Origin of the sequence: Desulfobotulus pelophilus (assembly GCF_026155325.1) — a bacterium.
GTDB lineage: Bacteria > Desulfobacterota > Desulfobacteria > Desulfobacterales > ASO4-4 > Desulfobotulus > Desulfobotulus pelophilus.
Genome location: NZ_JAPFPW010000008.1, coordinates 73,211 through 86,966, shown reverse-complemented (window position 1 = coordinate 86,966; position 13,756 = coordinate 73,211). Strand labels below are relative to the sequence as shown.

At 52.7% G+C, this 13,756-nt stretch carries 12 protein-coding genes; 1 reads left to right on the top strand and 11 read right to left on the bottom strand.

Features of this window, described 5'->3' with window-relative positions; genetic code table 11:
- Positions 1 to 39: 39 nt before the first annotated feature.
- From OOT00_RS08420 to OOT00_RS08410, 3 genes are all read right to left on the bottom strand, one after another.
- Complete coding sequence (locus tag OOT00_RS08420) at positions 40 to 1,497, bottom strand: 2-hydroxyacyl-CoA dehydratase subunit D (RefSeq protein ID WP_265424878.1); 1,458 nt, start codon at positions 1,495 to 1,497, stop codon at positions 40 to 42.
- Positions 1,494 to 2,495 (bottom strand): 4Fe-4S binding protein, encoded by a 1,002-nt coding sequence (locus OOT00_RS08415; RefSeq protein WP_265424877.1) that lies wholly within the window; start codon positions 2,493 to 2,495, stop codon positions 1,494 to 1,496. The genes OOT00_RS08420 and OOT00_RS08415 overlap by 4 nt, the downstream gene beginning before the upstream one ends.
- Positions 2,496 to 2,561: 66 nt before the next feature.
- Positions 2,562 to 3,752 carry a hypothetical protein gene (locus tag OOT00_RS08410; protein ID WP_265424876.1) on the bottom strand — a complete coding sequence of 397 codons (1,191 nt, stop codon included), beginning with the start codon at positions 3,750 to 3,752 and terminating at the stop codon, positions 2,562 to 2,564.
- Positions 3,753 to 3,978: 226 nt separating this feature from the next.
- Between OOT00_RS08410 and OOT00_RS08405 the strand changes: the two genes are divergently transcribed.
- Positions 3,979 to 4,797 carry a DUF4198 domain-containing protein gene (locus tag OOT00_RS08405; RefSeq protein WP_265424875.1) on the top strand — a complete coding sequence of 273 codons (819 nt, stop codon included), beginning with the start codon at positions 3,979 to 3,981 and terminating at the stop codon, positions 4,795 to 4,797.
- A 73-nt stretch (positions 4,798 to 4,870) separates the two neighbouring features.
- Here the strand turns inward: OOT00_RS08405 and OOT00_RS08400 are convergent, their stop codons facing one another.
- From OOT00_RS08400 to OOT00_RS08365, 8 genes are all read right to left on the bottom strand, one after another.
- Positions 4,871 to 6,442 (bottom strand): SulP family inorganic anion transporter, encoded by a 1,572-nt coding sequence (locus OOT00_RS08400; protein WP_265424874.1) that lies wholly within the window; start codon positions 6,440 to 6,442, stop codon positions 4,871 to 4,873.
- Positions 6,443 to 6,720: 278 nt separating this feature from the next.
- The gene (locus OOT00_RS08395; RefSeq protein WP_265424873.1) at positions 6,721 to 7,071 is read right to left on the bottom strand and encodes a hypothetical protein; all 351 of its coding nucleotides are present in this window, start codon (positions 7,069 to 7,071) and stop codon (positions 6,721 to 6,723) included.
- Positions 7,072 to 7,158: 87 nt separating this feature from the next.
- Positions 7,159 to 9,228 (bottom strand): SulP family inorganic anion transporter, encoded by a 2,070-nt coding sequence (locus tag OOT00_RS08390; RefSeq protein ID WP_265424872.1) that lies wholly within the window; start codon positions 9,226 to 9,228, stop codon positions 7,159 to 7,161.
- Between the two features lie 77 nt (positions 9,229 to 9,305).
- Complete coding sequence (locus tag OOT00_RS08385) at positions 9,306 to 10,469, bottom strand: sensor histidine kinase (protein WP_265424871.1); 1,164 nt, start codon at positions 10,467 to 10,469, stop codon at positions 9,306 to 9,308.
- An 85-nt stretch (positions 10,470 to 10,554) separates the two neighbouring features.
- Complete coding sequence (locus tag OOT00_RS08380) at positions 10,555 to 10,926, bottom strand: response regulator (protein ID WP_265424870.1); 372 nt, start codon at positions 10,924 to 10,926, stop codon at positions 10,555 to 10,557.
- Positions 10,926 to 11,360, bottom strand: a complete 435-nt coding sequence (locus tag OOT00_RS08375; protein WP_265424990.1) for a response regulator — start codon at positions 11,358 to 11,360, stop codon at positions 10,926 to 10,928. Before OOT00_RS08375 ends, OOT00_RS08380 begins: the two co-directional genes overlap by 1 nt.
- A 78-nt stretch (positions 11,361 to 11,438) precedes the next feature.
- Positions 11,439 to 13,217, bottom strand: coding sequence for a sensor histidine kinase (locus OOT00_RS08370; protein ID WP_265424868.1), 1,779 nt, complete (start codon positions 13,215 to 13,217; stop codon positions 11,439 to 11,441).
- Positions 13,207 to 13,614 carry a hypothetical protein gene (locus OOT00_RS08365; RefSeq protein ID WP_265424867.1) on the bottom strand — a complete coding sequence of 136 codons (408 nt, stop codon included), beginning with the start codon at positions 13,612 to 13,614 and terminating at the stop codon, positions 13,207 to 13,209. Before OOT00_RS08365 ends, OOT00_RS08370 begins: the two co-directional genes overlap by 11 nt.
- Positions 13,615 to 13,756 lie beyond the last annotated feature (142 nt).

The following is a 13,756-nucleotide window of genomic DNA, read 5'->3' as shown; positions in this document are numbered from 1 at the left end:
AACAGACGCAAACTGCCCAGGGCAGCAGAACGTCTGATATCAGAATCCCTTTTTCCCCGATGCCGCAGCCAGGGGAGGGGGAGCTGTCTTTTTTCCCATGCGGAGACGCCTGCCTTTCAGGGTTTCCACAAAGGCTTCCACACGGGTTCGCAGAGGTTCCGTATCTTCAGGGCTGTAGTCCGTCTCGATTTTAAGCTGAGAAACCCCGGCCGCCGCCAGCTCCGCCTCCAGCGGCCGTAGCTCCATATCATAGGGATGACAGCCTTTGAGCACATGGTGCACCACACCTTCAATCCTGTAATCTTCAATCATACGAAAAAGGCGCTTTCTGCGATCTTCCGTATCCGTAAACACCGGACAGGTACAGGGCAGCAGGCAACGATCGGCCAAAGCATCCAGCATATCGTCAAAAAGAGGTTCATCAATGCAGGCCATATCCCATAAAAGACGGCCCGAGCTGCACAGTTCATCACAGGTAAGGGCACCGCCTGCATTCTCAATGAGATCCGGAATTTTCCAGTTGGGAAAAATCACAGGAGAACCCGTCAGGAGAATACGGGGAGCTGACCCAGGTGCCGTTCCCACACCCCTTATGTTTCTTTCCATGAGCTCCTCATTCAGATTCCGCATATACCCTGTCCATTCCGAGGCCTCCATATAAAACCAGGCATTGGCAGCCGCAGCCGCATCCCGGCCCCGGATCAGACAGAGATCATTCTTACGCAGATTCTGAAACGTTCGGAACTCCTGCTGGGCATCATGCATAAGCTCCATGGCGGAACGCAGCCGGGAGCGGGTAATCCTTCGGCCCGTGACTTTTTCCAGGGTAAGGGCCAGACGCCGGATTTCTCCATACCAGAACCTTCGGCTCGTTTCCGCGCTTTTCAGCTTGGGAACGCTGAGCATCATCACCGGCACATAGGGAGCGATCAGCTCTCCGAGTTTGACCTTCCAGTCACAGGTGGTGGGGATAATGACCAGATCGCACTCCCTGTACATGGAAAGAACACCGGTATGGGTAAACCCGGTGGCAGCCTTGACCATAGGGCAGGAAACATCGGGAAAAAGGCCTTCCCCCGCTTCCACGGCGTCCGCACTGCCAGCACAGAGACGCACGGGGAGAGCTCCGGCGGCATAAATCAGCTCCTCCGGCACAGCCATGCAGTACACGCCTATTTTTTTCACTTTACTGCCCGGCAGAATACCTGCCGGATCCGTACCGAATTTGCGGAACAGGGCATCAAAGGGTGCCATGGCAGAAGGGCGATTGGTTTCAAGGGCAATGCCGTCAAAAATTTCCTGTACCGTCATACCCAAATGCAGGGAAAGTCGTTTGGCCACACGCTCTTCATTCCTTTTTTTCCTCATTCCTTCCGCCGGTGCGTTTCCTTTAGCTGTCAAAAACTTTCCTGCCACCGCAGGAACTGCCTTCAGACCCTTTTTCAGAAAAAAAGACCGGTCTTTGGCCTTCCCCTCCTGCCCATCTTTCATTTTCATTGACTGTTACCTTCCCTGGCAAGCTCGTCACCCTCGGGTGCAACACCTTGCCTCCCTATAACGGCCTGACGCTTCAAAAATCCATCCGCAGAGGCGGAAAATACAGGAAAACCCAGAAAGGTAGCTGAAAGGGCTTTATCCTCCGGGCAAACCTCAATGCAGCGCAGACAAAGCATGCAATCCTGGGTCACCATGTGTTTTTTATCCCGGATATCGGCTATTTCCCGAATTTCCATGGGACAGGCGCGAAAACAGTTGCCACAGCGCGTACAGGCATCACCCTTTTTATGAAGATCCGTACAGGCGATGCGGTCAAACAAAGACAAAAGGGCCGCCATGGGACAGAATGCACAGATAAACCGCCTTTTCACAAAACTGCCCACGAGAAACAGACCGGCAATCACCATGGAAAGGGTAGTAAGAATCACCTTGGTTATGCTGGAAAAATCGATAATAAAATGACTGGTGTCTCCGTGAAAAACGGGGAGCAGGGGTTTGCCGGGACAAATCTGACAGAAGGGTACGGCAAGATCTCCCGTGAAACGGGGAAGTCCGGCAAGACTGTTGCCAATGCCCATGGGCAGGACAATGAGAAGCACCAGCAAGGCATACTTCACCCACTGAAAACGATCCCTGGTGGCCCAGCGAAAACGGGCTCCTCTGATACCCGCCTTCTCCCGCAATCGGGTAAGTAAATCCTGAAGAAAACCAAGGGGACAGATCCAGCCACAAAACAGCTTGCCCAGAACAAAGGCCCAGAGAAAAAAAGTTCCCAGATAAACCAGAAAACCGGTCAGAGCACTTCCGAAAAGGGCCCCCCACGGCATGGACAGAAAACGCTGAAAAGGGTATAAAAAACAAGAACCTGCCCGGTCTTCCACATAAATACAGGCCATGGTGGGAAGGGCATTACCAATGGAAAGTGCCACAAGCCCACCGTACATGAGAAAAACAAAGCAAAAAGCCTGCACCACCAGTCGGATATGATCAACACGCATGAAACGCACTCCTTCGTGCCCGCTTCGGGCCATGCCCGTATGCTTTTCCATCAGAAATCTACAAGCTCAGATCCACCGCCCACGCCTTCGCCATCTGCGTATGGCCGTTCCAAAGCCCAGAGCGACGGAGACACCCATAAAAACGTAAAAGCCAGCGGCCTTGCTTTCCCAGTCCAGGGGCGTGGGGTACACCATCAGTGCCAGCCCCGTTCGCAGCACCTCGCCCGGATTCTCCGAATCATCCGCCTGCTCCCGGATTTCTGCCGTAACATAATAAAAAGAAGGACCCTTTCGAACGCCTTCATCATGAAACCGCTCCTTGATCAGATGAAAACCGACTTCACCTTTTTCATCCGTATGGTGCGTCTGCTGCCATCCATCCGCCGTGGTCAGGGTTATGGCAAGGTCTGCTACCGGCTCACCAGCAAGACTCACCCTCAGCGGCAGAAAATCACCGGTAAACTTCCGGTGAATTCTTGCATAATTTTTGCCAGGATCCGGGCTCAGGTCTTCAATGGCAAACCAGGGGGAGGGAAGCGGAACGGCTTCTTTTTCCCCGTCACCGGACGGCCCCGGAGGATACCCGGGGTTACGGCTGAATACCTGATAAAAAAGCCGGTATCGTGTGCTCCCATCCTCTTCCTCATAAAACGCCCGGACATGGTAGGTGCCCTGCGTAAGGGCGGCATCACGGATACGGACAGCCCCCCGCCCCTCTTCCACCGGAATCATCCTCTCTTCCGTGGCATCGGGCCTGACAATAAAAGCCTCTGCCTGCAGGAGCCGCTGATCCGTGCGGATATCACCGGAGGGCCAGCCCAGCCGCAGGGTATAGTGAACAGGCAGGGACATGGCAGCCCGCTTTTCACCGGAAGAGGATGAAGAGTGACCGGCACCGGGGGGCGGCCCCTGTCTGGGGCCTTCCTGTCCATCGCGCGAAGCACCATCCTCCCTTCCTTCCGCCTTGCGGTCAGCATCCTGCATCGGCTGAGCAGCAGCAGGCCCATGGGCTCCCCCGCTTTTATCGCCTTGACCGCCCCGTCCCATGCCCGTTCCGGTTCCTTCTCTCCCCATACGTCGCTGCATCTCAGGACCTGGCTCCAGCCAGAGAAATCCCGGATCTGCCAAAAGAAGGGTGGGCAGAGCGAAGCAAAAGAAAAAAAAGCCCGCCAGACCGCACAGAAGGTAATTTCCCATTTTTTCTGGTCTGTACACTCTTCGCGGCGATGGTTTATCTGTCCAATATGCTCCTGTCATCCCTGTCTCCATTTCAAAAATACGGCCTTTGATCCGGCCAGAGTTAGTAAGGCCGCCGCATGAAGTCAAGGCAAAATTACGTTTTGTCTAAAATATTTTTTTGTAAAGATTCTTTAAGTTTGTAAAGCTATTCTTTTACAAGCCTAAAAAACATTGACACATGGAAAACAAAGGACTAACCAAGGCAGAACTCGACTTTTCGTTAAACCAAAAAAGGAGAATCAAAATGAAGAAAAAATTGGCGAAAATAATGGCAGGCTTTTTCATCGGGATGGGGATGCTGGCTTCACAGGCCTCCGCCCATGATTTGTGGCTGAACATGACAGACTACACACCAGCGCTATGGCAACATGCAAAATATGCCCCCACACCCCGGGCAAAAACCGTTGTGTATCTGGGCTGGGGACACAGTTATCCTGTGGCGGATTTTATTTCCGATCGTGTATGGGGAAAAATGGAACGCATTGAGCCCGACGGAACCCGTATTCCCATGGAAGTGGGAAGTGAAGGATTCAGGGCCATGCGCGTTGATATGGACACCGCCGGAGCAAGGGTTTTTGCGGCAGAAACCAAACCGGCCTTTTACGGTCCCGTGGAAGGAAAAGAAAATTTTCATCAGGTCTATTATGAAAAATATGCCAAAGCCCTGGTATCCGTCCTGCCCCAGAAGACGCTGCCCCTGGATGGACCGGATTCCAATCCCTTTGTCACTCCCATAGGACACAGGGTGGAAATCATCCCCCTCGTCAATCCCAACCGCCTGCAGCCCGGAGACAGCATTGAGGTTCAGGTACTTGTGGACGGAAAAACAGCTGCGGACTACGAGGTTACGGCGACCAGCCTTGTGGCACCCAATGCCCAGGCCGTCAAAACCCGTACGGATGGCAAAGGCAAAGCAAAACTCAGCCTGGAAACCTTTTACGGACCATGGATCATGGTGGCCAGCCGCTCCTTCCCCGCCACAGGAGAAAAAGCCAAACAATGTGAAAGCATCAGTTATACGGCAACCATGACCTTTGCACTGCCCTATATCCGCGGCAATTAACATACGGCCTCCACAGGGCAAAACCTCCAACCAAAAGAACCGGCATCCTCCTGAGGGATACCGGTTCTTTTACTTACTGCGCTATGATACGGGCTTCTTCCATGGCCACTTCAAAATCTTCAAATAAAATCTCTTCCGGTAAATCTCTGTCATGAAGATCCACCAGCTGGTCCCTGAGCTCCTTTGTCAGCACCACAAAGGTTCTGATTTTTGAATCCTTCAGCCGCAGCAAGATCTCCTCAAGGGCAAAAATGGCACTAAGATCAATAAAGGGAACTTTACGACAGTCAAAGACAACCGCTTTTGTATCCAGAACCCCATCCACCTCGTCCACAAGACGGCTCATGGAACCAAAAAAGAAAGGGCCTGATATTTCCAGAATACGAACACGCCCTTCCATGGCATCCGAGCGGTCATGATCTGTGGAGTACAGCCTGAAGTTTGCCTGCAGAACCATACGGTGAATAATCATCCCCATGGAAAGAATCACACCCGCTCCTACGGCAATAATGAGATCCACAAAAACCGTAAGGACAAACACCACGCCCATCACCGTAAGGTCTGTGCGGGGGGCCGTTTTCACCAGCCGCAGTAGACGATAATCCAGAATGTCCACCCCTACCTTGATCAGAATACCCGCCAGCACAGCCATGGGGATATGGGTGGCAAGGGGAGCGGCCCCCAGAAGCAGGACCAGAAGGAAAAGGGCATGGGTAACTCCGCTGATACGGGTTTTGCCCCCCGCTTTAATATTGACAACCGTACGCATGGTGGCACCGGCTCCGGGGAGACCTCCCACAAAGGAGCAAAGCATGTTGCCGATACCCTGCCCCACAAGCTCACGATTGGAATTATGGCGGGTTCCCGTAACCGAATCTGCCACCAGAGCTGTCAACAGGGAATCTATGCTTCCCAGAAGGGCCAGGGTAACACCCAGAACGAGGATGGTGGTCCACGTATTCAGGCAGAAGGTGGGCATAATGAACGCAGGAAGCCCAAGGGGAATTTCTCCAATGACAGGAACCTGAAATCCCATGCCAAGGGACAGCAGGGTCACGGCGATAAGGGCCACCAGAGGGGATGGGATAATGCGGCTGATGCGCATGGGCGTAAGAAAAACAATCAGGAGCGTGAGTCCACCGAGCACCAGTGCCTGAAAATTAACAGCCATGATGATTGCCGGCATGGCAAGGATAGCCGTAAAAGGGCAGGTTTTGGGTCCGGCTCCCAAAAAAGGTGCTATCTGTAAGAGGATAATAATAATGCCGATACCGCTCATAAACCCTGAAATAACGGGGTAGGGAATAAAACGGACCAGCCCGCCCACCTTGATGCAGCCCATGATAATCTGCACCAGCCCGGCAATGAGCACCGCCGACATGGCAATGGCAAGGTCTCCGCCAACGGCAAGGAGCATGGAGGCAAACACAACGGTCATGGGACCGGTGGGACCGGATATCTGGGTCCGCGTTCCCCCGAAAAGGGCAGCCATCATGCCCAGCATGATGGCTCCGTATAAACCTGCGGCAGCCCCTGCTCCCGAGGCCACACCAAAGGCCAGGGCCAGGGGCAGGGCCACAATGCCGGCGGTAAGTCCGCCAAAGAGGTCACCCCTGAGGGCCGTAATGGAAAAACTTCTGTTCATGGTATTCTCTCCGAATCCTTATCCATATAGTTAGGGTAAAGGGTGCCCGGATGAAAACCAGGATTTTTTGTTCCGTTCAAGGGAGGCGGGAAATGGATCCGACGGTGTTTTCTGTGCGATACCCTGTTTTTCTGCTTAGCGCATCAAGGGTTCCCATCCGATTCCATGGGATACATTCTCCGCCTGACGAAAGGGGCAAAAAAAGCGGTTTTAGCTCAGGCACTTCTTATCTCTGTACTGCGGGGTAAAGGCTCATCAACCAGGGAGGGAAACTTGATTCATGGATCCTGCCCGAGGCTAAGGGGCATCCATGGGCTGCCCGCACAGGGGCAAGGGGCATGGGGATTTTCATGGCATCCTTTCTTAAAAAAGAAAAAAATCAAATACATAGCAACACATGCATCCTGAAATGATAAATGAAATGAAAAAAGATCTACCATGTTACCATGTCTTTTGTCCAAGAATTTCGGAATTAAGGCTAATATGCAAAATAAAAAGCTCCAATCAGGCCTTTTCCCCGTTTTTTTACTGATTCGCTGGGCAAACCTGTTTTTTTCACCCATACGTTCAAAATGGACCCTTTCCGGAATTTTGATAGAGATCCCGGGTAGCCAGGCCTTGCAATCCATAAAAAAAGCTCCCTTTCTTCGCAGTGAAAAAAGGGAGCTTACCTGTCCGGCTTTCCGGTCGGCCGCTTCATAAGGATACAAAAACCATTATCTCACAGCACGGACCTCCTCCGTCTCCTCTTCTTCGTTCAGAGGGCGGACCGCCGAAGGCAGAGAAAGAAGCATTTCTGCCTGACGGATCCTGTCCTCCTGAGCAACCTTACGTCTGCGAGCGGCCTTGATCTTATCCAGAAGCTGTGAAAACTCCGCAGGCTTCATCAAATAATCAAATGCCCCCATGCGCATCCCATGAACAGCGCTCTCTTCACTGCCATGACCCGTAAGAAGAATCACCTCCACAAAAGGAAACTCTTTTTTCATCTGAGCCAGTACCTCAAGCCCCCCCATTCCCGGCATACGCAAGTCGAGCACCACCACATCCTGAGGCTGCTCCCTGAGAAGATTCAGCCCCTCCATGCCGTCATGGGCCACCCATACCCTGTGCCCCCTCTCCTCCAGCCGAAGAGACAGCATTTCCGTAAAGTCTTTTTCATCATCCACAAGCAGAATTTTTGCGCCGGGTACCAGCGCTTTTTTCGTTTTTTCAGGCTTTGTAAAATTTTCTGCTTCCATTAGTGCGGATTTAAGGTCGGGAAACAGAATCTGGGAAGGCAGGCCTGCATGATTCAAAGCGATGAGCTGGGCCCGTATTTTCGGAGGCATAACCACCAGCGAAGTGATTCTGGATGCCTTCAGCCTCTCTATGGTTTCTTCCAGAGCAAAGACAGCGCTAAGATCAATAAAGGGTATGCGGCTGCAGTTGAAAATAATCACCCTGGTTCCCAGCACCTGATCCACATTATCCGTAAGACGGCTGGTGGAGCCAAAGAAAAATGCCCCCTGAATCTCCAGCACCCGGACCTCACCCTGCATGCGGCTGGTAGCACTTTCATCCTCCGGCCAGAGGCTCACTCTGGCCTGGCTGCTGACCCTTTTGGTAATCAGGGCCATGGAAAACAGAACCCCTACGCCTACGGCTATGATGAGATCCACAAAAACCGTCAGCACAAACACAACGGTCATGACCATGAGATCATCCCGTGGTGCTGTTTTCAAGAGCTTGATAAAACGATAATCCAGAATATCCAGCCCCACCTTCACGAGAATACCGGCCAGAACGGCCAAAGGAATATTCTGGGCAAGGGGGGCCGCTCCCATCAAAAGGACCAGAAGAAACACCGCATGGGTAACTCCGCTGAGGCGGGTACTGCCACCGGCCTTGATATTGACCACCGTGCGCATGGTGGCTCCCGCTCCGGGCAGTCCACCCACAAAGGCGCAGAGACTGTTTCCCAGCCCCTGGCCCACAAGCTCCCGGTTGGAGTTATGGCGGGTACCTGTCACGGAATCCGCCACAAGGGACGTGAGCAGACTGTCGATGCTTCCCAGAAGGGCCAGAGTAATACCCGCAAGAACCACAGGCTTAATGGTTTCCCAGGAAAAAACGGGAAAAACCACATCCGGAAGTCCCATGGGGATTTCACCAATTACCGGCACCCGGAAACCGGCAGCCATGGAGACCAGAGTCACCACAATGAGGGCCACAAGGGGAGAGGGCAGGATGCGGCTGATACGCATGGGAGTGAGAAACACGATGAGAAGGGTCAGCAGAGAGAGAAAGGCAGCCTGAAAATTCATTTGCATCAGGGTCTGGGGCAGGGCCAGGAGAGCTCCCGTGGGAGAAGACTGGGAAGGTGCTCCCAGAAGGGGAGCCAGCTGCAGCAGAATAATAATCAGGCCGATACCGCTCATAAAACCCGATACCACAGGGTAGGGAATAAAACGAACAAGGGCACCGGCCCGGCTGAGCCCCAGAAGAATCTGAACCATGCCGCATACGAACACAGCCCCCATAACCATGGCAAGATTCCCCTCCATGGATATCAGAATGGCTGCAAAAACAACGGTCATGGGACCGGTGGGACCGGATATCTGCATTCGGGTACCACCGGCCAGTGCGGCCAGCAAACCCAAAACAATCGCTCCGTATAAACCCGCAGCAGCCCCTGCGCCCGAGGCCACACCAAAGGCCAGGGCCAGGGGCAGGGCCACAATTCCGGCGGTAAGCCCTCCGAAGAGGTCACCCCGGACAGAAAGACTGGAAAATTTTGCTGTCATTGCTCCTCCGAAAATGGCAGCTCAGGGGTGCCGGAAACTTATTATGTATACGTTCAGTTTTTTTTTGCGGGCATTCGTCATGTGCCAGTGCCATTGGGCATGGCCCTTGGCAGGGTCAGGGTAAAACAGGCTCCTTCCCCCGTACGACTGACAACCACCAGATCGCCGCCCAGCTGCCGGGCCAGATCTCTGCAGAGATAAAGCCCCAGCCCCGTTCCTTTGCCCTGAGGTTTTGTGGTATAAAAAGGATCAAAAATCCGTTTTTTTACGGTTTCGGGAATTCCCGGACCCGTATCCTTTACCTTGATAAAAACCAGCCCTTCTTCTTCAGAAGTGGCTGAAAGCGTGATTCCTCCCCCTTTGGGCATGGCCTGTATGGCATTTTCCACCAGATTGATCAGAATCTGGCGAAGCCTGTGGGGATCGGTGAAAAGGGTAAGCACGGCCCCCTCTTCCACGGATATGGACACTTCACTTTCCGGATGGATGGTACGGCTAAGCGCCGCCACTTCCTCAAGGAACTCCGGCATGGCACAGGGCCTTGGCGGCTCCGATTCCCTGCGGACCATCCCAAGAAGCTGATGGGTGATGCGCCGTGCCCTCTGTACCGCGGTCTGGATCACCTCCGCTGCCCGGCGCAGACTGGCACTTTCCGGCAGATTCTGCATGGATGGCCTGTCCAGAACCTGCCCTACCCATCCGGCCGCCTCGTTGATAATAGCCAGAGGGTTATTGATTTCATGGGCAACACCCGTTGCCAGGGTTCCCACCGTTGCCAGCTTTTCCGCCTGAAGAGCCCTTTCTTCCAGCTCCTTGCGGACTTCTCCTTCCATCCGCCTTTCCCTGCGCCTGCGCACGGCGGCGGCGGCCTGAAAAATTTTACTTTCGATGTGCTCGATTTCCACAGGCTTGGTGATATAATCAAAGGCTCCCGCACGAATACCCTCCACACCTTCACGGATATCTCCCTGCCCTGTGAGGAGAATCACCTCCAGATCGGGATACCGCTCCCGTATGCGGGTCATGAGGGTCAGTCCGTCTTCCTCCGGCATCCGGATATCGGAAACCACCACATCGATACTTTCCTTTTCCAGAACTTGCAGTGTCTCCCTGGCAGAGGCCAGGGGATACACCCTCAGCTCCCGTTTTTCCAGTCTTCTGGCCAGAGCTTCCCGAAAAGCCTTCTCATCATCCACCAATATAATGGCTATATCATGGTAGCGTCTTCCGGTATTGGGCATGGAAAATTCCTCACTGGATGGTAAAACGCAACGTTCTCTTTTTTCAAGCCCGGCCAAAGCGCAACAGACAAACGACCGCCCTGTATTACCCTTCAGGAAGAGACCTGGATATGGATTCCAACATAACATCCAGCTCGCAGGGTTTGGTAAGGTAGTCGGAGGCCCCCGCAGCCAGGGCCTCCTTCCTGGCCTCTTCACTGCCATGGCCCGTGAGCATGATGACCGACGTTTCCGGTGCCATTCTCCTGAAAATCTTCAACACCTCTATGCCGTCCATATCTTCCATCTTCAGATCCAGAATAGCCACATCTGCCCTGTCCTTGCGTAAAAGGCGAACGGCATCCGTACCGCTTGTGGCCCGAAGAACGGAAAAACCCCTTTTTTCAAGACGATTTCCCAGAACACGAACATAGCCGGTCTCATCATCCACAAGGAGAAGGCGGCAGTTTTTGATCATCAGTCCCCCCTTCGGTTGGCAATTTCCATGGCTTTTGCATTCACAATTTTTTCTTCCTGCATATGCTTGCGCATGGCAGCCTCATCTACCTTGGCGGTGAGCACATCAATGTCACAGGGTTTCATCAGATAATCAAAAGCACCCTGCTTCATGCCGTCAATGGCAGACTCCACCGTGGCATGCCCCGTGAGCATGATGACTTCCACCAGAGGATAGGTCTGTTTGATGCGAGCCAGGGTTTCAATACCGTCCATACCGGGCATTTTCACATCCAGAATGACCACATCCACCCAGGAATTCTCCGCCAGCTTCGCGAGAGCTTCACTGCCTGAAAAAGCGGCATCCAGGCGGAAATCCCTCTTTTCGAGTCTTTTGGAAAGGGTCTCCACAAAACCGGTTTCATCATCCACCAGAAGTACTTTTCGTTTTGCCATCATCGGCTCCTTATGGTTTGCATTATAATTGAACGGCCTTTCTGCACACTGTCTTTAAAAAAAATTTTCGTTCCCCGTTTATCCCTTCACCTTATCTGCTTCCTCACCTTCTCCATCGGTAGAAACCGCAAGGGTGGGCAGAAGAATCCGGAAAGTAGCACCCGCTCCCATCATGCTCTCCACCTCCAGCTTCCCTCCCATACCCGAAATAATACCGTAACAGATGGAAAGCCCCAGACCCGTTCCTTTGCCCACGGGCTTGGTGGTGAAAAAGGGATCAAAAATGCGTTTCAGATTGGCCTCCGGAATACCGGGGCCGGTATCATGGATGAGAATTTCCAGAAAATCATCATGGGCCAGGGTTTCAATCAAAAGGGTACCGCCCTCATTTTCCATGGCATCAATGGCATTATTGGCAAGGTTCAGAACAACCTGCTGCACCTCCGTTCTGGAAGCCATCACCTTTCGAAGATCCGGCACCAGTCGGGTTTCCATGGTAACCTGAGCGTACCGCGCCCGGGGTTCACAAAGAGGAAGCACTTCCCGGATCATATCATTGATCTGCAGAGGCTCGATGGTGGACTCGGATTTTCTCGCAAAAGTTAAAAGCTTACGGGTAATTTCCTTGCAACGCTGGCCCTGGGTACGGATCTGCGCCAAAGATGTCTTGAACTCCTTCATGCTTTTGACTGCTTCGGGATCTTCATCCGCCAGCAGATCATCCATCCATCCCGCCTCTTCCACCATGATGGCCACAGGATTATTGATTTCATGGGCGATACCCGCCGCAAGCTCACCCACGGAAGCCAGCTTTCCCGTCTCAATGACCTGACGGTTCATCAGCTGTTTCTCCGTTTCTTTTCTCTGAAGGGTATGAACCAGCTTCCTGGAAAAACGTACCGCCAGAAAGGCAATCACCAGAGCACAGCCAAGGAAAAGAAAAATACCGAGTTTTCTCGTTTTAATCAGATCAGAAAAGGCCTCGGATTCGGGCTGCTGGGAAATCAGCATCCAATCCCCGTTTTTAAGAAATCCGGCTACATAGATCTGCTTCTGCCCGTTTTTATCCCGTGCCTGATGAAAAATCAGTGAGTCTCCGGAACGGGTACGCAGTAACTTCTGGTACACTTGGGTATGGGGACCGATATCCTGAAGGGGTCGTGTCTGCAACTCCCCCTGCCGATTAAGGATACAGACAAAACCTCTCTCCCCTATCTGCAGATTCCGCACCATGATATTGAAGGCTTCAAAATCTATGGTGGCCCGAAGAATCCATGAATTTCCATCCCTGTCATCGGCCCTGACCATCACAATAAAATGGGGCATGCCCCGGAGTCCCAGAAAAACATCGCTCACAGCCTGAGGTTTATCCTTCAGCTCCTGAAACCACTCGGCCTTGCTGTAATCCGCAGCTCCCAAACGAAAAGGACCCGCATAACTCACAAGCCTGCCTTCCGCATCCACCAGACCCAGATCTTCAAATACAGGACCGTATACCCTGCGCAGCCTGCGAAGATGGGCTTCCAGTATGGCGGGCTGCTGCAGATCTTCGGGCGGAGAAAACAGCACAAGACTTTGAAGGTTGGAAGTTTTTTCCCGGAGAAAGGCATCAATCTCCTTGCGGTTATGGTCCACTATTGCACTGAGATTATTAAATATTTTTTCTCTGGTTGTGGTATCATACCGATTCAGTGTTATGGATAGAACCAGAAGAACGGGAGCAAGGCTGATCAAAAGAGCAGTGATCACCATGCGGCGGGCAAGACGGGAGTAGGCGTCCTGATCTTTCATATAGTCTCCCTGTATGGAAGGAAGGGGAACAAACTCTGCCGGACGGATCTTTTTTTTATCGGCCATTCTCTTCCCCCTGCCTTTGGATACGGGTTTCAATGAGTCTTCGAATACGGATATGGCTGCTGCTGTTTTTTTCCATAAAAATCAAAAGGGGCGGCAAGGCCATCTCCCTGCTGTGCCGCTGTTCGGCATGGAGGGAATGAAGAATCAGCGGTGTGGCCGGAAGCTGCATATGCAAGGCAGCCAAAAGATCCTCCCTTCGTATGTCGGCCAGATCCGGATCCACCACTACCAGATCGGGCAAAGCTCCTTTTTTCACGTCCTGCTGTATTCTATCCATCAGTGCATGGCCCGTACAGAAGGCCTGAGCCCTGCAGGGAAGCATGCGAAGCTCCCGCTGCAACAGCTGGCATATGTGTGGGTTGGGGTCCGCAAAAAGCACATAAAGGCATGGGGCCATGGCTTTTCCTTCCTGTAGGGGCAGAACATCCCCCTTTTCTGATAAAAATCCTGGTTTTCGATTTGCAAGTACGGGGCCGGGGCTTCATTTTTTGGGGTTTTTGCGGAAAAACCGTTTACTTCGTGTTGTCTGGAAAAGGGAG

Bases quoted from the DNA above. Each gene is read 5' to 3' on its own strand.
- OOT00_RS08375 (WP_265424990.1), bottom strand. From the start codon at position 11,360: ATGGCAAAACGAAAAGTACTTCTGGTGGATGATGAAACCGGTTTTGTG.
- OOT00_RS08410 (WP_265424876.1), bottom strand. From the start codon at position 3,752: ATGACAGGAGCATATTGGACAGATAAACCATCGCCGCGAAGAGTGTAC.
- OOT00_RS08370 (WP_265424868.1), bottom strand. From the start codon at position 13,217: ATGGCCGATAAAAAAAAGATCCGTCCGGCAGAGTTTGTTCCCCTTCCT.
- OOT00_RS08405 (WP_265424875.1), top strand. From the start codon at position 3,979: ATGAAGAAAAAATTGGCGAAAATAATGGCAGGCTTTTTCATCGGGATG.
- OOT00_RS08365 (WP_265424867.1), bottom strand. From the start codon at position 13,614: ATGGCCCCATGCCTTTATGTGCTTTTTGCGGACCCCAACCCACACATA.
- OOT00_RS08415 (WP_265424877.1), bottom strand. From the start codon at position 2,495: ATGCGTGTTGATCATATCCGACTGGTGGTGCAGGCTTTTTGCTTTGTT.
- OOT00_RS08400 (WP_265424874.1), bottom strand. From the start codon at position 6,442: ATGAACAGAAGTTTTTCCATTACGGCCCTCAGGGGTGACCTCTTTGGC.
- OOT00_RS08390 (WP_265424872.1), bottom strand. From the start codon at position 9,228: ATGACAGCAAAATTTTCCAGTCTTTCTGTCCGGGGTGACCTCTTCGGA.
- OOT00_RS08395 (WP_265424873.1), bottom strand. From the start codon at position 7,071: ATGGATTGCAAGGCCTGGCTACCCGGGATCTCTATCAAAATTCCGGAA.
- OOT00_RS08385 (WP_265424871.1), bottom strand. From the start codon at position 10,469: ATGCCCAATACCGGAAGACGCTACCATGATATAGCCATTATATTGGTG.
- OOT00_RS08420 (WP_265424878.1), bottom strand. From the start codon at position 1,497: ATGAAAATGAAAGATGGGCAGGAGGGGAAGGCCAAAGACCGGTCTTTT.
- OOT00_RS08380 (WP_265424870.1), bottom strand. From the start codon at position 10,926: ATGATCAAAAACTGCCGCCTTCTCCTTGTGGATGATGAGACCGGCTAT.